The following is a 15,981-nucleotide window of genomic DNA, read 5'->3' as shown; positions in this document are numbered from 1 at the left end:
TCGAAGCAAGATTCGCAATAATCATAACTCGGTTGTCCTTCAGCTCAAATGACTTCCCATAAGGGAGGTATAGTTTGCTGTGCATTGGGTCGCGAAAATTCCTTGCGTGTGATCCGCGCTTCATATAAACATATCTTTATATCTTTAGAAGCGTATGGAGATTGCGAATTGCGCCTGCAGCTCGATCAGATGGTGGATGTGTTAAAAGCAGTGGCAGAACCAAGCCGCTTGCGCATCCTTGCGCTTCTTTCCAAGGGCGATCTCACCGTTTCAGATCTGACCACAATTTTGGGGCAGTCGCAGCCGCGTGTTTCGCGCCATCTCAAGCTGCTGGGTGAAGCTGATCTTATTGATCGCTATCAGGAAGGTGCCTGGGCTTATTTCCGCCTGTCGGACAATGCGCTGTGTGGGGAAGTCGCACGCAATCTGCTGCTGCGGCTCGATGCAGCTGATCCACTGATCGAACGCGATATGGAACGGTTGTCGCAGGTCAAATCAAGCCGTCAGGAAAAGGCTGCGGCTTATTTCAGTGCCAATGCTGGTAGCTGGGACGAAATCCGCAAGCTGCATGTTTCCGAAAACGCGGTTGAAGTCGCTCTCAAAGGCATCATTGGTGACAAGCATTTTCAGGCGATGCTCGATGTCGGTACGGGTACGGGCCGATTGTTAGAACTGTTTTCGCCGCTTTATGTGCGCGGATTGGGCATCGATATCAACCGCGACATGCTTTCGGTAGCGCGTGCCAATCTCGATCTCGCATCGGTAGGCAACGCGCAGGTACGGCAGGGCGACGTCTATGCGCTGCCTGTCGAACGCGAGAATTTCGATCTGGTGACGATCCATCAGGTTCTACATTTCCTCGATGATCCGCTTGCTGCAATCCGTGAAGCGGCGCGCGCGCTTCGCCCGGGTGGGCGTTTGCTGATCGTCGATTTTGCACCGCACAAACTCGAGTTCCTGCGTGAGGAACATGCCCATCTCAGGCTCGGCTTTAGCGATGAGCAAATGCTGGGATGGATGAAGGATGCAGGGCTTGAACCTGCCAAGACGACTGAATTGGGGCCGAAGGCTGCAAATGGTGACGACGGATTGACGGTTAAGCTTTGGCTTGGCCGCGACCCACGCTTGCTGATTGCCGAACCAGCGCACCAAAATGCAAGCATAACGGAGACAGTCTAATGGGCTTTTACGGTCTTTCCCGCCGATCGGATATCGGCCAGACCACCCGCGTATCGTTCGAGTTTTTTCCACCCAAGACGGAAGAAATGGAACAGCGCCTGTGGGAAACCGTGACGCGTCTTGCGCCGTTGAAGCCGAAATTCGTGTCAGTAACTTATGGCGCAGGCGGTTCCACACGTGAACGCACGATCCGGACTGTGGCGCGTATCCTGAAAGAAACCGATGTAGATGCGGCTGCACATCTCACATGCGTGGATGCGACGAAGGAAGAAGTCGACGAAGTCGTACGTGAATTTGCAAGCCTGGGCGTGAAACGCTTCGTGGCGTTACGTGGGGACCCCGCAGCAGGTATCGGCGAAAAATATGTCTCGACGCCCGGAGGATATCAGAGCAGCGCTGAGCTGGTGTCCGGATTGCGCCAGATCGATGATTTCGACATTTCGGTTTCCGCTTATCCTGAGAAGCACCCGGAAAGCCCGGACTTTGCAACCGACATCGATATGCTCAAGCGCAAGGTCGATAATGGTGCAACCCGTGCCATTACGCAGTTCTTCTTTGATAACGAGCTTTTCGAGCGCTATGTCGAACGTGTGCGCCGTGCTGGCATTTACATCCCAATCGTGCCGGGTGTACTGCCAATTCATAATTTCAAGCAGGTGAAAAACTTCTGTGCGCGATCGGCCACGCATATTCCGACTTGGCTCGCTGAACGCTTTGAGGGGCTGGATAATGATCCGCAGACCCATCAGCTCGTTGCTGCTGCGATTGCTGCGGAGCAGGTGATGGACCTCATCGAACGAGGCGTGCAGGATTTCCATTTCTACACGATGAACAGAGCCGATCTGCCGTTTGCGATCTGCCATATGATTGGCATCAGACCCAATACGGAAACTGCTTTAGAAGTTGCATGAAATGAAAAAAGCCCGGTTTGAAAACCGGGCTTTCTTTTTGGGTTTTGTTTCGCAATTCCAGTAAAACCGCTTTGCACTGTTACTGGAATTGCTTCTAAAACGGATCGGTCTATCCTCAAGAACCGATGCCGCCATAATGGCTTGGCTATCCCAATTCAGGGAATAACGCCTGCTATCAACGCTGCAACAAATGCGAATGCTGCACAGATCATGAGGACATTCAGAGATCGCGTAAGTCCCATTGGTCTGTCTCCTTATATGCACCCGACGAGGTCGGGCACGCGCTGGTAGAGACCCGGAATCTAAGCGCAAATTGGCTTAAACAAAAGAACATTTCGTACTGCAATAAGGGGTGATAGGGAAAAAAACCTTTTGTTTACTAGCTAAGTCATTGAAATTTTTAACTGTAAAAATTTGTTCACATTTCATGAAAATGCCACGAAACCGCCAATTTTGGCCACGCTCCGAACGATGAACTGGCTATTTTACGTCATCGTTTAACGGATCAGTGCGAGGAATCCCGACAAGGTGAGCACCGAAAGAACGGTTGAATAAAGGATCACATTCGACGTAATGGCCGCTTCGCGGCGATAATGCTCCGCAAGCATGAAGGGACCCGTGCCTGCGGGTAACGCTGCGAGCAGTGTTGCGCTTTGAGCCAGATGCGGAGGAAGTCCGAAGACATAGACCGCAAGCAACCATGTTGCCAGTGGCATGACGATCAGCTTGACCGAAACGAGGAATGCGATGGCGTTGATGCTGTCGCGCTCGATCTTGCGCGTTTGTGCAAGGAAAAGGCCAAGCGCTACAAGTGCGCAAGGCGAAGCCGCACCGCCCAGCATTTTCAGAAAGGTTTCGGCAGGAGCCGGGATCGTCAGGCCTGAAAACGACACGAGCGTTCCCAGAGCGGGCGCAAAGATAAGCGGATTGCGGATCAGGGACCGCGCGACTTTCCAGATAAGGCGGAGTGGCTTCTTTTCAGTCTGCATTCCGATTTCGATCAAGATAATCGCAAAGGCAAAGGTTACGCAGACGGTGATGATGATAGAAATCGTTGTAGCAGCCAGAACGCCGGATCCGAAAGCGATCATCGAAAGCGGAATGCCCATATAACCCGTATTGGGGTAGGCGGCGTTTAGTCCATCAAGCGCATTGTCGGCCAAAGATAACTTGCCGCGAAGGCGGATGATGAAAGGCAGGGCAAAGGCGATAGCGCTGCTCAATAGAAAGACGCTGATAAAGCCGGGTTGCCACAAATCGCTGCCGTGGGTATTGGCCATGATGTCGAAAAGCAGGGCTGGCAGGGCCAGATAGACAACGAAACGGTTGAGCTCTGCGATTGCATGCGGCCCCAATATCTTCAGCTTGAATGCACCCCAACCTGAAAAGATGAGAGCGAAGACGGGCAGAACGATGATAAGGGTGGAAATCATGGCGCTTGAATAACTTGCAAAAATTGAAAGGCGCGGAGGGTGGTCCGCGCCTTTGATTTACTTTGGTTTAGAGCTTTTCGAGCAATTCAGGCGTTGGCCATGAATCGGCAGGCATTCCAAGGCGCAACTGTTCGGTGCGAACGGCATCACGCGTCAGTACGCCAAAAACGCCGTCGATTTTTCCCATGTCATAGCCGCGGGCTTGAAGCTTGGTCTGCAATTCCTTCATTTGCTCCTGCGTCAAACCCTGATCGGGATTGCCGGGATTGAAGGCTGGAGCACCAGCGAGGCGGGTGGCGAAATAGGCAGCCGTTGTCGCGTAAACAATCGACTTGTTCCATTCTACGAAAATATCAAAATTCGCATAGGACAGGAATGCAGGGCCTTTGCGACCCAGTGGCAGAAGCAGCGATGCATCGCCGTCATCTGGACCGAGTGGACCTTTAAGCCCAACCACGCCCTGCTCAGCCCACCATGAGTGTGGCTTGCGGTTGGTGCGGATGGATTCTTCCCAAGGCAGATCCTTGGTGATGCGTACTTCTTCGAGCCACGGCTCGCCGCGCTTCCAGCCGAGTTCGGAAATCATGCGGCCAGCGGTCATCATCGCATCGGGAACGCTGTTCTTCAGATCCACCTTGCCGTCGCCGTCGCCATCAACGCCGCGCTCGAGATAATCCTTAGGCAGAAGCTGCATCATGCCGATTTCGCCAGCCCATGCGCCAGTTGTGGCAGCATCAACAACGCCGGTATCGAACAGCTTGAGAAGAGCGATCAGCTGCGGGCGAAACAGATCCGGACGGCGGCAGTCATAAGAAAGTGTCACAAGTGCATTGAGCGTGTCAAAATCGCCCTGAATGGCACCGTAATCGGTTTCAAGCCCCCAAAAGGCGGCAAGAACAGGGCCTGGAACGCCATAGGTGTCTTCGACTTTCTTGAAAACATCGGCATGCTTGATCAGATTGCTCTGGCCGTTCTTGAGGCGCGCTTCCGAGATGAGGCGCTTTGAAAAATCGGTGAATGTCAGGTTGAAGACTGTCTGCTTGCGGTCGCGATCAAGAACTTTCTGTTCGAGCGACGCCTTATGCAGTTCGGCAATACCCTTTTCGCCAACGCCTGCTTCGCGTGCTTCCTTAGTCAGATTGTCCATCCACTGACCGTAATCAGTTTCGCATTCGGGCTTAGGCAAGTTGACGGTGCTGTCGGCGCTGGCAGACGGTGCGGGAGAACCGGAAGCCTTTGCGCCAGATTGGGCGACAGACATTACAGTCGATGCCAGCAAGGCGGTAGCCATCACTGAAGCTATAATTTTCATCGAGAAAACTCACAATTCATAGGGGAAGTCTCCCCGTCGGGTTTTTCAAGCTATTGCCTCATCACGCATCGGAAATGAAGCAAAACTTGGTGTGAGTACCCAATTAACGATGAGTTAACGGACCTTGTTGCTTTCCAGCCACTTTTTCCAGGCACCCGCGCTACCTGCAAAGACATTTATATCTGCATCGCCCTTGATACCCGGAATAGTACCCGTTCCGGTATATTGCCAGAATGTCCAAGGGTGGGGCCCATATTTTTCTGTCGGATGCCCCGCAGTTGAGCGCAGCCAGAATGGGTATTCGCGCAGCTGGTTCAGATCATTTTCGTCGAAGAAATCAACTGTCGTATAAATGATCGGGCGCTTGCCATAATGCTTTTCTATCGCATCAAGGAAAATCTTCATTTCCTTGCGGACGATGACCGCATTTGGTCTCAGCTTGCAGCTTGGTGACTGTGCGTTCCATTCCATGTCGAGAACGGGCGGCAGAGCATTCGGATCGCGCGGCACATTCTGAATGTACCAGCGCGCCTGTTCGATAGCTGGACGGCAGAAATAATAGAAGTGATAGGCGCTGCGTGGAATGCCAGCCTGTTTCGCGCCGTTCCAATGTTCGGTGAAGCGGTCATCGAAACGGTCGCCGCCTTCGGTTGCCTTGATGAAGACAAAGGAAATTCCGCTGCGCCTCACTGCGCTCCAGTCGACATCGACCTGATATTTGGAAACGTCGGTTCCGTGGATCGGATAATGCCACGGCGTTCTGCCTGTCCACTCAAACGGTTTGCGGTCGCCGAAACGTGGTGCGTTGACGGCTCCGGTTGGTCGCGCCATCTGCTGCATTGAGTTGCCGGACTTTTTCACATCGGAGAAGTCGTAATCCACTGTCGTACAGGCGGACAGAAGGAAAACACCAAGGGCAAGAATGCTGCGGTTGGCCAGACGGTTCATACAGTGGTCCCGATGTCGCGAATCAATCTCAACAACGGTTACGCGATCCGGGTGCGAACGTCATCAGTTATGCTGGCAAAACTTTGCGGGAAATTGATTGTGTCGCACCAGCTGAAGGATAATTAAGGGTGCTGTCGGAAATCTATCTGGCCTGAATGACCGCAATCCAAGCAAAGCCACGATAAAGATTTATGCTTTTGGAGGTGGCGCCCTGTTCTGCAGCCATTTGATCCGCGACACTGAAGAGATCATTACGCGGTGTCACATGGAACCATGTGAGCCATGTGAAAAGCGCCTTCTTAAACCATCGCGGCAGGCGCTTCTGATCGCCAAAATCGACGATATGCAGCTCACCACCGGGGTTTAAGTGTCGGATGCTTTCCCGAATGACCGATTGCCATTGCGGTATCATCGAAACCGCATAGGAAATGAAGATACGATCAAAGCTATCCTGGCCGAAAAGGGCAGCAGGATCGAAATGCGTGGCGTCGGCACGTTCAAGTCTGGTGCGATCTGCAATTCCTGAACGCTGTGCTGCCTGAAGTGCGGTGTCGAGCATTTCAGCCGAAATATCGATGCCGAAGAGCGTAGCACCGGGATAGCTCTGTGCTGCTTTGACAAGATTGCGTCCCGTGCCGCAGCCGATTTCGAGCACGCTGCCACCTTCCGGCACGTTTAGTCCGGCAATCATAGGATCGCGGCCCAAAAGGTAATATTTGCGCGTGGCATCATAGAAATGCCGCTGCCGCCGATAGACCCTATCCATCAGGCTGGCATGATCAATGCCCTTGATCTGCCTCTGTGCTCGTTGCGGATTTGTGCCCATGTCACGCATCCCTCAGTATATAGAGGTGGAAGCCGCCATAGATTGAAGAGCGGTCGCGATCATGCAACTGGCGAGATTCTTCTTCGTGATAGTGCCAGTGTTCAAGGATTGATGGATCAACCCGACCCGGCAAGAGGCTTGGCTCTGCCGCAGTGCGAAAGATAACGCGTGCGCCCATAGCTGCTGTGCGGGTAATTTCGCTCCAAAGTGCATTGAGCTGCGCGTCGTTCATCCAGTCCTGTGCGTCGAGCAAGATGTAGCGATCCACCGATCCGGCGGACTTGTGGCTGAGAAACTCTGTGTAATTGGCATTGCGTACGGTCATACGATCAACGCGGGCGCGAACCGTGTCGAAATTTGCCCTTGAAAGGTAAGGCGGCAAAGGGCCGGTTTCTTCGTCGCCGCTATAACCGCGTCCAAAAGCCTGCCAGGCGAAATAGTTCTCGGTCAGCGGGAAAGCGCAAGCGAGTTTCTCAAGCCGGGCACGCAGGACGAATGCCATGTCGCCATTTCCGGCTGTTGCCAGTGCATCATATTGCTGAGGCGGAATACCCAGACCAAACAGTGAGGATTTGCGAGCGGTCGCCCAGCGTACCATGCGTTTTTCAAATAAGGGGGCGAGGGCAGTGTCGAAGAAAGTGCGCTGTTCTTCCATCGTGCGGGCTTTAAGGATGTCGCGCGGGTCAATGCCATAGAGACGGGCCACGCGATGGCCCATACCGATAAAGACGCCCAGAAGACCGTGGCGATAGAGATCGCGCGAGAATATAGAAATGCGCTGGCGACCACTCCATTTGCGCTTTTCCCAATATGCGCGACTTTCCCCGTCGAGATGCGGACGGATGAAACGCTGATAAGCGGCGAGATTGGCCTTGTCATCCGCTTTGCCATAGAAGCGATAGAAGCTGGCATAATCTGGCAGATGCTTCAGAGCGCCCAGTTTCAGACGGTTGAAGGCAACATGGGCGCTGTTGAGGTCTACAGCCTCTACCGATGCCGGATCAGCCGTTAGATAAGAAAGAGCGTTGCAGCCGCCTGACGCGATGGTAACGATACGATGGCCCGGTTGAATGGAAAGTGCCGCCATATCTACTTCAGGATCTTCCCATATTTGCGGATAGACCAGTCCTTTGAAAAGCCAGGCGAACAATCTTTCGGAGACGCCATCGCGTGAAAGCGCATGGTTTTGTGTGACTGCGCGCTTGAGGATTGTGCCGTTGGCATCTTGGCCGGTCATTCCATGCTCCCCGTATTTTAAGAGCGCATTCCGAAATTCTGAATCGTTTCGGGCAAGATGCGCGAAGGTTCCAAGGCGAATCCAACCTTGTTTGCCAGAGTTAAGCATCTGCCGGTAACAGGGGCGTGACGGCTGTTTCGGGGGGAAACTAAGGTTAAAACTTTGTTATTATGGCGGTTTGTTACCAGCCGTAAGACAATTTGAGAGAACCTTTCCCCATCCTCGCCGTTTTCTGGTGTGACGTTGGCGTCGTCGAAAAGCATCACCGGGGACTAAGAGTGGTGTGACGACCGTCTTCGTAAGGTGATTGATCGGACTGATCGGTCAGACACGGAAAACCAAAACGGCGTTGGCTATATCCCCGCAACGCTGAATTTTAGGGAAGGAGAGCCATCATGAAGAAGTTTTTGATTGCTTCGGTTGCTGCCGTATCGTTTTTGGGGCTTGCAGCTTGCAGCGACAATTCAAACGACGCCAGCAAGGCACCGGCATCGCCCTCGCCTGAAGCGCCGGCTGCACCAGCAGCGCCTTCAAATAACGATACAACCACGCCGACGACACCAGCACCTGCGCCATCGACTCCAGGAACGACTGGTTCGCCTCCTGCAAACTAAAGCATGTCTCCCAAAAGTGGGAACCCGTTTTCGGATAAAGACATGCTTAAAATTGCAGTTTGCGTGATTTTAATGCCAGTTGTATTTGCTGGCAAACGAATGGCGGTCCAATCAATGGGCCGCCATTTGCCCCGAAAGGAGCAAAGCTGATGGATAATTTTGCAGTGGTCGTCAACAAAGACAATATAACTGCGTTTTCCATGTTCAAACGCAGGCTTTCTTCGGTTATGGCTTTTGTTATGAGCCGTCATTTTCTGTTTCTGATTTCCGCTATTGTTCTTGTTGCTCTTGCCGCTTGCGGCAGAGGAGAGGACGAGCAGGCTGCTGTTCCAACTCAGCCGGAACAAACTACAGCTACTCCAGCGCCTGACGCTGATAAGCAGGCTGGCCCTGATCTGATGAAGGCTTTGCAGGACAATTCAGGTGTCATGACACCTGAAGAGCAGAATGCAGCCATTGAACGTGCACGCAGCAATGCAGAAGCCGCAGCCAAGTCTGTGGGCCAAAGCGCTGACCAGATTCAGGCCGCTGGTGAAGCGGCAGTCGCTGCCGCGCAGCGTTCGTTCGAGGCTCGTCAGGCTGCGCAATAATTGTCTCTGCACAGCGCAATATTCTTCTAAATTATTGTTTTTTCGTCGATTGCAACGGGTTGCTGTTTCCAGCCTTTACGGAATTATATAGAAACGATTCATGTCTATCTGGGTTCGCATTGGTGAATTTGTCACCTCCGTCACGCTGAACGCTATTTCAAGCGTTATCGAGGCTGTGCGAACGGTTTTCGAAGGCGATGCGGATACGCGCAGGCGCGTTGCATTCTCCATTGCGATGATTGCGCTTTCTGCCAAAATGGCCAAAGCCGATGGCGTGGTGACGCAGGACGAGTTTCGCGCGTTCCAGAGCATTTTCTCCGTGCCGCCAGAAGAACATGCCCATGTCGTTCGCTTGTATAATCTCGCGCAGCAGGATGTTGCAGGTTATGAGAGCTATGCGCGTCAGCTCGCTGGCCTTTGCCGTGAAGGTGATGAGAACTGTCATCTCCTTGAAGATATTCTCGACGGACTTTTTCACATTGCAACCGCTGACGGCTATGTGCACGATAAGGAAATGGCTTTCCTGTCCAGCGTTGCCGAGATTTTCGGCTTCGATGAGGAAAGTTTCGAGCGTATCGCATTGAGGCATGTCAATCGAGGCGAGGGCGATCCTTATGCCATTCTCGGGCTGGTGCGCGGCGTTTCTTTTGAGGACGCGCGCAAGCGCTACCGTTCATTGGTGAAAGAACACCATCCGGATCGGCTTTATGCGGAAGGTCTTCCGCTGGAATTCATAAATATCGCGAATGCACGTCTTGCAGCCATCAATGCGGCTTGGGCAAGTGTCGAAAAACAATTGGAGCCCGCATGAGCAGCGCAGACGCTTCGCAGGAAGAACTTGTAGCGGAACTGTCTTTGGAAAAGCCCGACTATCCGGCCGCTTCTCTGGATGCGTCACCCAATTTTGGTCCCCGCCGCGATGGCAAGACGCCGACCTTCCTCATCCTGCATTATACAGGGCTGGCAACAGCTGAAGAAGCTTTGGATGTACTCAAGTCACCCGAGCGGGAAGTTTCTGCTCATTATCTCGTTCACGAAGATGGCCGTGTGGTGCAGATGGTATCTGAAAAGGCACGAGCATGGCATGCAGGTCAAAGCTTCTGGAAGGGTGAAACCGATATCAACTCGGCGTCCATTGGCATCGAGATTGTCAATCCGGGTGACTTGGAAAACTATCCACCTTTCGCAGATAGACAGATTGAAACCGTCATCGATCTTTGTCGCAGCATATGCGGACGCTATGAGATCCGCCCGGAAAATGTTCTTGCGCATTCCGACATTGCGCCTGAACGCAAGACGGACCCGGGGCATAACTTCCCATGGAAGAAACTGTATGAAGCAGGCATTGGCCACTACATTGAACCAACGCCGATCCGTGGCGGGCGCTTCCTCGCACGTGGCGAACAGGGCCAGCCAGTGGAGGCTTTGCAGTCCATGCTTGCCCTTTATGGCTATAAAATCGAGATCAATGGTGTGTTCGATGAGGCCACACAAACCGTGATTAAGGCGTTTCAGCGACATTTTCGGACACAAAATGTGGACGGTGTAGCCGACGTATCTACTATAGATACCCTCTACAGGCTGATTTTTTCATTGCAAAATGTTACCGCTTGACCACGCATGGTCCGGCAGGATCGAGCAGTGTCGGACTTTCATATTTCCATAATAATTTCATCAAATTAGAACAATTGCAGCTTTAGGTGGTGATCCTCTTCCACTGTGGCGCGCATCACGAAATGTGACAGCGTTTATTACAACCTGTAAGACTATTTTACTTCCCCAACCAATCTTCGGCTGCATTTCCCCAGCAAATGATCTGCCATTCCCAGCGGTGACGGGCGGGCAAAAATGCTTGTCGAGCGGGATCATAAATAAACGGCAACGCTGCCCCCAAGACCAGCAATGCCCCATAAAAACGATCCAAGACGGTAGGTTATGAAAGTAAAATTTGTTGTTGTATGCGCCCTCATTGGCGCCATGAGTTCATTTGGCCTTAATTCTGCGATGAGTGCTCCCGTTAATGAGCCAACCAATCTCGCAGATCTGCTCAAGGCAAGAGCACAGAGCAAGACCGCTGAAGCCAACAAGTCTGAAAAGGCATCCCGCGCGGCTGTACGGGCAGATCAGAAACAGACTGCCAAGAAGGTTTCGGTCATCACCAAGCGTGCTGCGCCAACAGCTAAAAGTGCAAAGCGTTCCAAGTCGCGTGGCGAGACTTCAAAGTCTGTGCAGGGCGGCAAGGGTTACTCACAGATCATCAATCGTTATGCTGCAACTTACGGCGTATCTTCCTCGCTGGCTCATGCCGTTGTTCGTCACGAAAGCAATTTCCAGCCAAACGTTCGGGGTGCTGCCGGTGAAATTGGTCTGATGCAGATCAAGCTCTCGACAGCTCGCGGTCTGGGTTACACGGGTTCGGCAAAGGGCCTCTATGAGCCTTCAACCAACATCCAGTTCGGCATGAAGTATCTTGCCATGGCACAGAAGCTTGGCGGCGGCAGCACCTGCGGCACCATCCTCAAGTACAATGCCGGTCATGGCGCAAAGCGCATGAACCCGACCTCTGCAAAGTATTGCAGCTCGGTTAAGACCTATATGGCCGGCCTTTAAATATTTGTTCTAACGCACATCTCGTTCCGAAATCCGGTTCCCACTTTTCGGGATGTGCTCCAGATTTACGTTGTCGGTTGCGTAGAGTTCCAAACCGATGATGTGAACGAAAAGCCGGTAGCGGTTTCGCTGCTGGCTTTTCTGTTGTGTATAGTTTTTTTCAAAACCCGGTTCCCACTTTCCACGATCATGCTATACACGCGCCGTCAGTCGGTCGGGCAGCCGCGCTTGTCATATGCCGAAAGGCGGCAGGTGAGGAAAGTCCGGGCTCCATGGAAATACGGTGCCGGGTAACGCCCGGCGGGGGTGACCCTAGGGATAGTGCCACAGAAAGTAGACCGCCCCGTCTTCCGTACCGCTTCACGAAGCGGCAGGGATGACGGGGTAAGGGTGAAAGGGTGGGGTAAGAGCCCACCGCGCCGGTGGCAACACAGGCGGCACGGTAAACCCCACTGGGAGCAAAACCGAATAGGGACGGCGCATCAGCCCGCAAGGGCTGATAATCAGTTTCCGGATCAGCCGTCCGGGTGGGTTGCAAGAGGCGGGTGGCGACATCCGTCCCAGATGAATGGCTGCCACGTTGGACGCAAGTCCAGCCATACAGAACCCGGCTTACAGACCGACTGACACTTTTTCACTTATATTGGCTAATCGACATTTCTGTTTGATCGCAGGAAACGGATAGTTGTGTTCTTATTGCGCATCTATTTCAGAGCCTCTCAACCAAGGAGGTTTTCATGTCGAGCTTAAAAGATAAGGTCGTGATCATTACCGGTGCATCATCGGGAATAGGGCGCGCTACGGCAATGCTGTTTGCTTCGCAAGGTGCGGCTGTCGTTCTGAATGCGCGTAACGAGGGAGCACTTGAGTCGGTGGCGAGGGTCATCAAAGAGCTTGGTGGAAAAGCACGTTATGTGGTTGGGGATGCTTCCCGAATTGAAACACATGAACAACTGGTCGCTGCTGCTCAACGGGAATTTGGTCGTCTTGATATTGCCTTTAATAATGCGGGTACCGTTGGTCCGATCAGACCGCTGATAGAAGCTAGCCTTGATGACTGGGACACTGTGATCGCTGGAAATCTGACATCTGCATTTCTCGGCGCAAAATTGCAGATACCATCGATGCTCATGTCTGGCGGTGGTGCAATCATTTTCACATCAACTTTTGTCGGTACCAGCGTTGGGATTCCAGGAATGTCACTCTATGGTGCGGCAAAGGCTGGGTTGATGGGATTGGTAAAGGGTATCACCGCGGACTATGGCTCGCAGGGCATCAGAGCCAATGCGCTTTTGCCGGGCGGTGTCGATACGCCGATGGCAGGTAGCGACGCACAGAAAGAATGGGCAGCGGGTCTACATGCAATGAAGCGGATAGCGCAGCCCGAGGAAATTGCCCAGGCAGCACTCTTTCTTGCAGGGCCAATGGCGAGCTTTGTTTCTGGTTCAGCGCTTTATGCTGATGGTGGCAATTCAGCGGTCAAATAAAAAACAGCGGCTTTCCGGGTTGGAAAGCCGCTGTGCCGCCTCAAAACGGTACGCCTGTGAAGAAGTCGTAGATGAGTTTCATGTTCAAGACGACGATGATGGCGGCGGTGATTGCTGCAAGGATTGTAACCCAGCGCGGGGCAACCAAAGCGCCCATTTTCTTCTTTTCTGCCGTGAACATCACCAGCGGTATGATCGCAAAAGGCAGCTGCAGGCTGAGTACGACCTGTGACAGGATAAGGAGCTCGGTCGTTCCCTGCGAACCATACATGATGGTGACAATGGCTGCGGGCACAATCGCAACGAAACGTGTGATGGCGCGGCGAAGCCAGGGCTTCAACTTGATATCGATAAAGCCTTCCATCACGATTTGACCGGCCATGGTTGCCGTAATGGTCGAATTGAGCCCGCAGCACAGAAGCGCAATTGCAAAGAGGGTAGGCGCCAGTGCCGAGCCGAGCAGCGGATTGAGCAAAGCATGGGCTTTGTCGAGATCCTCTACCCCGGTATTGCCGGTTGCGTGGAAGCTTGCTGCGGCGAGGATCAGGATCGAGGCATTGACCAGCAATGCGAAGGTGAGGGCGATGGTGGAGTCTAGCGTCGCAAATCGGATCGCTTCGCGCTTTTCCGGCAGGGTATGTCCATAATCACGGGTTTGAATGATGCCTGAGTGCAGGTAGAGATTATGCGGCATCACCGTCGCACCAATAATACCCAATGCTATATAAAGCATATCCGGATTTCGGAGAATTTCAGTCGTTGGCGCAAAGCCGCGGATTACTTCGCCCCATTTGGGTTCTGCCATCAAAATCTGGATCAGGAAGCAGAGAGCAATCACGCCCAACAGCGTGATGATGAGTGCTTCGACGCGGCGAAAGCCCTTATTCTGTAAATAGAGAACGAGGAGTACGTCGGCTGCAGTGATGATGACGCCGATTTCCAGTGGAATGCCGAAAAGAAGATTAAGACCGATTGCCGTGCCGATGACTTCAGCCAAGTCTGTGGCGCAAATGGCGAGTTCAGCCAAAAGCCACAAGGGCCATGCGAGGAAACGCGGATAGGCATCCCGGCAAGCTTGCGCGAGATCGCGACCTGTCGCAACTGCAAGCCGGGTGCAGAGTGCCTGCAAAAGCACGGCCATCAGATTGGAAATCAGCACGACCGACAGCAACATATAGCCGAAGCGGGAGCCGCCAGCGAGGGAAGTCGCCCAGTTGCCAGGGTCCATATAGCCGACGGCAACCAGATAGCCGGGGCCGAAGAACGCCGTCGCGCGGCGAAGTTTTGAGCCTGATCGGCTGACCCGGATTGACCGGTGCACGTCTGACATGGACGCTTCGCCACGATCACGACGCCAGCCTTCAAATGTGACGTCGTGTTGTGCGGGGGGAGTACTCCCCCGAGGGGCCATCTTAAATGCCATTCTGTGTGCTTTCAAAATGCAATTGCGAATTATTTGCAATTAATAAACCTGTGAAGCTTTTCCGTCAACGGCCGCAAACGGGGGCTTTTCTCATAAATATGTGATCGAGCTGTACTGGATATTGCGGTATTGAACTGCCGTTCAAAAGCACGATTTGTCGTCGATTTGTTCCGTAAAAACGTGCTCGAAAAACTTTTGTATAACGCCCGGTTTTCTGCATGTGCGTAGCAAAGGATAACGGTTCATTAAGCTTAATATCCGATAACTGTTTGATCGAATCCGCCAAGCTGGGACTTGTCTACAATTGGCCGGAATTCATGCAGACAAAGACAGTTTAGCGGGATGTGAGCCCGAGAAAGGATCGGAATGATGGCTAGCCTCGGCGGAGACACATCTCAAGCTGAAGGGGCTAAGGACCGTCACGTTCCGGTGCTCATTTCCGAAGTGATTGAAGCCTTGAAGCCTGAATCCGGCAAGGTAATCGTCGACGGCACGTTTGGTGCGGGCGGTTATACGCGGCGTATTCTGGAAGAGGGTGCCAATGTCATCGCTATTGATCGCGACCCGACCGCAATTGCAGCTGGTCGCGCTATGGAAAAGCAGTTCGAAGGCAAGCTCAATCTGGTCGAGAGCCGCTTTTCGGCGTTGGATAAAGCCGTTGAAAAAGTCGAGGGTGAAGGCGAGAAAGTTGATGGCGTTGTGCTCGATATCGGCGTCTCGTCGATGCAGATCGACGAAGCCGAGCGTGGCTTTTCCTTCCAGAAAGACGGGCCTCTCGACATGCGCATGTCACGCAATGGGCCAAGTGCTTCTGATGTGGTGAACCGTCTGAAGATGGGCGATCTTGCTCGCATCTTCAATTTTCTGGGTGAAGAACGTAATGCGGGCCGTATCGCACGCATGATCGAAAAGCGCCGCGAAACACAGCCTTTTACGCGCACTCTGGATCTCGCCAATGCTATTGAATCGCTGGTCGGTCGCAATCCGAAAGTGCCTATTCATCCTGCTACGCGCGTGTTTCAGGCGCTGCGCATCTATGTGAATGACGAGTTGGGCGAGCTGGCGCGGGCATTGCTTGCAGCCGAGCGCGTTCTCAAGCCGGGCGGACGTCTGGTCGTCGTTACGTTCCATTCGCTCGAAGACCGCATGGTCAAACGCTACTTTGCCGACCGCGCTGGCGGCAGTGCCGGTTCAAGGCATCTGCCTGAGACGCATGTGCGCTATCCGAGTTTTACACCTGCAGTGAAAGGTGCCGTTGGTCCAACTGCAGAAGAAGAAGAGCGCAATCCACGTGCGCGCTCTGCAAAATTGCGCGCTGGTCTGAGGACCGAAAACCCGCCTCTTGAAGATGATCTTTCGCTTTTCGGGCTGCCCAAATTGCCCGAAACGCATGAACTGGCCCGGAGTTGAA

The 15,981-nt window shown here is 53.1% G+C and carries 15 protein-coding genes and 1 other RNA gene; 10 read left to right on the top strand and 6 right to left on the bottom strand.

What is annotated here, in order from left to right; all coding sequences use genetic code 11:
- The first annotated feature begins 189 nt into the window (after positions 1-189).
- Both CES85_RS16840 and metF read left to right on the top strand, forming a co-directional pair.
- Complete coding sequence (locus CES85_RS16840) at positions 190-1,179, top strand: ArsR/SmtB family transcription factor (protein WP_095447932.1); 990 nt, start codon at positions 190-192, stop codon at positions 1,177-1,179.
- The gene (gene metF / locus CES85_RS16835; protein ID WP_095446981.1) at positions 1,179-2,090 is read left to right on the top strand and encodes a methylenetetrahydrofolate reductase [NAD(P)H]; all 912 of its coding nucleotides are present in this window, start codon (positions 1,179-1,181) and stop codon (positions 2,088-2,090) included. The genes CES85_RS16840 and metF overlap by 1 nt, the downstream gene beginning before the upstream one ends.
- 497 nt (positions 2,091-2,587) lie before the next feature.
- Here the strand turns inward: metF and CES85_RS16830 are convergent, their stop codons facing one another.
- The 5 genes from CES85_RS16830 to CES85_RS16810 form a co-directional block, all read right to left on the bottom strand.
- Positions 2,588-3,523: an AEC family transporter gene (locus CES85_RS16830; RefSeq protein WP_095446980.1), complete on the bottom strand. Its 936-nt coding sequence runs from the start codon at positions 3,521-3,523 to the stop codon at positions 2,588-2,590.
- A 67-nt stretch (positions 3,524-3,590) separates the two neighbouring features.
- Positions 3,591-4,835 carry a lytic murein transglycosylase gene (locus tag CES85_RS16825; protein WP_095446979.1) on the bottom strand — a complete coding sequence of 415 codons (1,245 nt, stop codon included), beginning with the start codon at positions 4,833-4,835 and terminating at the stop codon, positions 3,591-3,593.
- 114 nt (positions 4,836-4,949) lie between these two features.
- On the bottom strand, positions 4,950-5,783 hold the full coding sequence (locus tag CES85_RS16820) for a glycoside hydrolase family 25 protein (protein ID WP_095446978.1): 834 nt from the start codon (positions 5,781-5,783) through the stop codon (positions 4,950-4,952).
- 142 nt (positions 5,784-5,925) lie between these two features.
- Positions 5,926-6,609: a class I SAM-dependent methyltransferase gene (locus CES85_RS16815; protein WP_095446977.1), complete on the bottom strand. Its 684-nt coding sequence runs from the start codon at positions 6,607-6,609 to the stop codon at positions 5,926-5,928.
- A 1-nt stretch (position 6,610) separates the two neighbouring features.
- Positions 6,611-7,846, bottom strand: coding sequence for a BtaA family protein (locus tag CES85_RS16810; RefSeq protein WP_095446976.1), 1,236 nt, complete (start codon positions 7,844-7,846; stop codon positions 6,611-6,613).
- A 395-nt stretch (positions 7,847-8,241) separates the two neighbouring features.
- Between CES85_RS16810 and CES85_RS16805 the strand changes: the two genes are divergently transcribed.
- The 7 genes from CES85_RS16805 (at position 8,242) to CES85_RS16775 (ending at position 13,147) form a co-directional block, all read left to right on the top strand.
- The gene (locus CES85_RS16805; RefSeq protein ID WP_095446975.1) at positions 8,242-8,460 is read left to right on the top strand and encodes a hypothetical protein; all 219 of its coding nucleotides are present in this window, start codon (positions 8,242-8,244) and stop codon (positions 8,458-8,460) included.
- Positions 8,461-8,609: 149 nt separating this feature from the next.
- The gene (locus tag CES85_RS16800; RefSeq protein WP_342352143.1) at positions 8,610-9,050 is read left to right on the top strand and encodes a flagellar basal body-associated FliL family protein; all 441 of its coding nucleotides are present in this window, start codon (positions 8,610-8,612) and stop codon (positions 9,048-9,050) included.
- A 100-nt stretch (positions 9,051-9,150) separates the two neighbouring features.
- Positions 9,151-9,861 carry a J domain-containing protein gene (locus CES85_RS16795; RefSeq protein WP_095446974.1) on the top strand — a complete coding sequence of 237 codons (711 nt, stop codon included), beginning with the start codon at positions 9,151-9,153 and terminating at the stop codon, positions 9,859-9,861.
- A complete protein-coding gene (locus tag CES85_RS16790) occupies positions 9,858-10,664 on the top strand; it encodes an N-acetylmuramoyl-L-alanine amidase (protein WP_095446973.1) in 807 nt (268 codons plus the stop codon). Before CES85_RS16795 ends, CES85_RS16790 begins: the two co-directional genes overlap by 4 nt.
- A gap of 321 nt (positions 10,665-10,985) precedes the next feature.
- Positions 10,986-11,660: a lytic transglycosylase domain-containing protein gene (locus CES85_RS16785; protein ID WP_095446972.1), complete on the top strand. Its 675-nt coding sequence runs from the start codon at positions 10,986-10,988 to the stop codon at positions 11,658-11,660.
- A gap of 206 nt (positions 11,661-11,866) precedes the next feature.
- Positions 11,867-12,291, top strand: an RNA gene (gene rnpB / locus CES85_RS16780) — RNase P RNA component class A.
- Between the two features lie 106 nt (positions 12,292-12,397).
- The gene (locus CES85_RS16775) at positions 12,398-13,147 is read left to right on the top strand and encodes an SDR family oxidoreductase (RefSeq protein WP_095446971.1); all 750 of its coding nucleotides are present in this window, start codon (positions 12,398-12,400) and stop codon (positions 13,145-13,147) included.
- A 40-nt stretch (positions 13,148-13,187) separates the two neighbouring features.
- Here CES85_RS16775 and CES85_RS16770 read toward each other — a convergent pair whose 3' ends face one another.
- Complete coding sequence (locus CES85_RS16770; protein WP_235901971.1) at positions 13,188-14,477, bottom strand: Nramp family divalent metal transporter; 1,290 nt, start codon at positions 14,475-14,477, stop codon at positions 13,188-13,190.
- Positions 14,478-14,936: 459 nt separating this feature from the next.
- Here CES85_RS16770 and rsmH point away from each other — a divergent pair, with 459 nt between their 5' ends.
- The gene (rsmH, locus tag CES85_RS16765) at positions 14,937-15,980 is read left to right on the top strand and encodes a 16S rRNA (cytosine(1402)-N(4))-methyltransferase RsmH (RefSeq protein ID WP_208636297.1); all 1,044 of its coding nucleotides are present in this window, start codon (positions 14,937-14,939) and stop codon (positions 15,978-15,980) included.
- Position 15,981: the final 1 nt, after the last annotated feature.

It is taken from the genome of Ochrobactrum quorumnocens, from assembly GCF_002278035.1.
Taxonomy (GTDB): domain Bacteria; phylum Pseudomonadota; class Alphaproteobacteria; order Rhizobiales; family Rhizobiaceae; genus Brucella; species Brucella quorumnocens.
This window is presented reverse-complemented; position numbering and strand designations above follow the sequence as displayed.

What these genes read in the sequence shown, in the direction of transcription:
- CES85_RS16820 (WP_095446978.1), bottom strand. Translation starts at nt 5,783, where the DNA reads ATGAACCGTCTGGCCAACCGCAGCATTCTTGCCCTTGGTGTTTTCCTT.
- CES85_RS16810 (WP_095446976.1), bottom strand. Translation starts at nt 7,846, where the DNA reads ATGACCGGCCAAGATGCCAACGGCACAATCCTCAAGCGCGCAGTCACA.
- rsmH (WP_208636297.1), top strand. Translation starts at nt 14,937, where the DNA reads ATGATGGCTAGCCTCGGCGGAGACACATCTCAAGCTGAAGGGGCTAAG.
- CES85_RS16785 (WP_095446972.1), top strand. Translation starts at nt 10,986, where the DNA reads ATGAAAGTAAAATTTGTTGTTGTATGCGCCCTCATTGGCGCCATGAGT.
- CES85_RS16840 (WP_095447932.1), top strand. Translation starts at nt 190, where the DNA reads ATGGTGGATGTGTTAAAAGCAGTGGCAGAACCAAGCCGCTTGCGCATC.
- CES85_RS16800 (WP_342352143.1), top strand. Translation starts at nt 8,610, where the DNA reads ATGGATAATTTTGCAGTGGTCGTCAACAAAGACAATATAACTGCGTTT.
- CES85_RS16805 (WP_095446975.1), top strand. Translation starts at nt 8,242, where the DNA reads ATGAAGAAGTTTTTGATTGCTTCGGTTGCTGCCGTATCGTTTTTGGGG.
- CES85_RS16830 (WP_095446980.1), bottom strand. Translation starts at nt 3,523, where the DNA reads ATGATTTCCACCCTTATCATCGTTCTGCCCGTCTTCGCTCTCATCTTT.
- CES85_RS16775 (WP_095446971.1), top strand. Translation starts at nt 12,398, where the DNA reads ATGTCGAGCTTAAAAGATAAGGTCGTGATCATTACCGGTGCATCATCG.
- CES85_RS16825 (WP_095446979.1), bottom strand. Translation starts at nt 4,835, where the DNA reads ATGAAAATTATAGCTTCAGTGATGGCTACCGCCTTGCTGGCATCGACT.
- CES85_RS16795 (WP_095446974.1), top strand. Translation starts at nt 9,151, where the DNA reads ATGTCTATCTGGGTTCGCATTGGTGAATTTGTCACCTCCGTCACGCTG.
- CES85_RS16770 (WP_235901971.1), bottom strand. Translation starts at nt 14,477, where the DNA reads ATGTCAGACGTGCACCGGTCAATCCGGGTCAGCCGATCAGGCTCAAAA.
- CES85_RS16790 (WP_095446973.1), top strand. Translation starts at nt 9,858, where the DNA reads ATGAGCAGCGCAGACGCTTCGCAGGAAGAACTTGTAGCGGAACTGTCT.
- metF (WP_095446981.1), top strand. Translation starts at nt 1,179, where the DNA reads ATGGGCTTTTACGGTCTTTCCCGCCGATCGGATATCGGCCAGACCACC.
- CES85_RS16815 (WP_095446977.1), bottom strand. Translation starts at nt 6,609, where the DNA reads ATGGGCACAAATCCGCAACGAGCACAGAGGCAGATCAAGGGCATTGAT.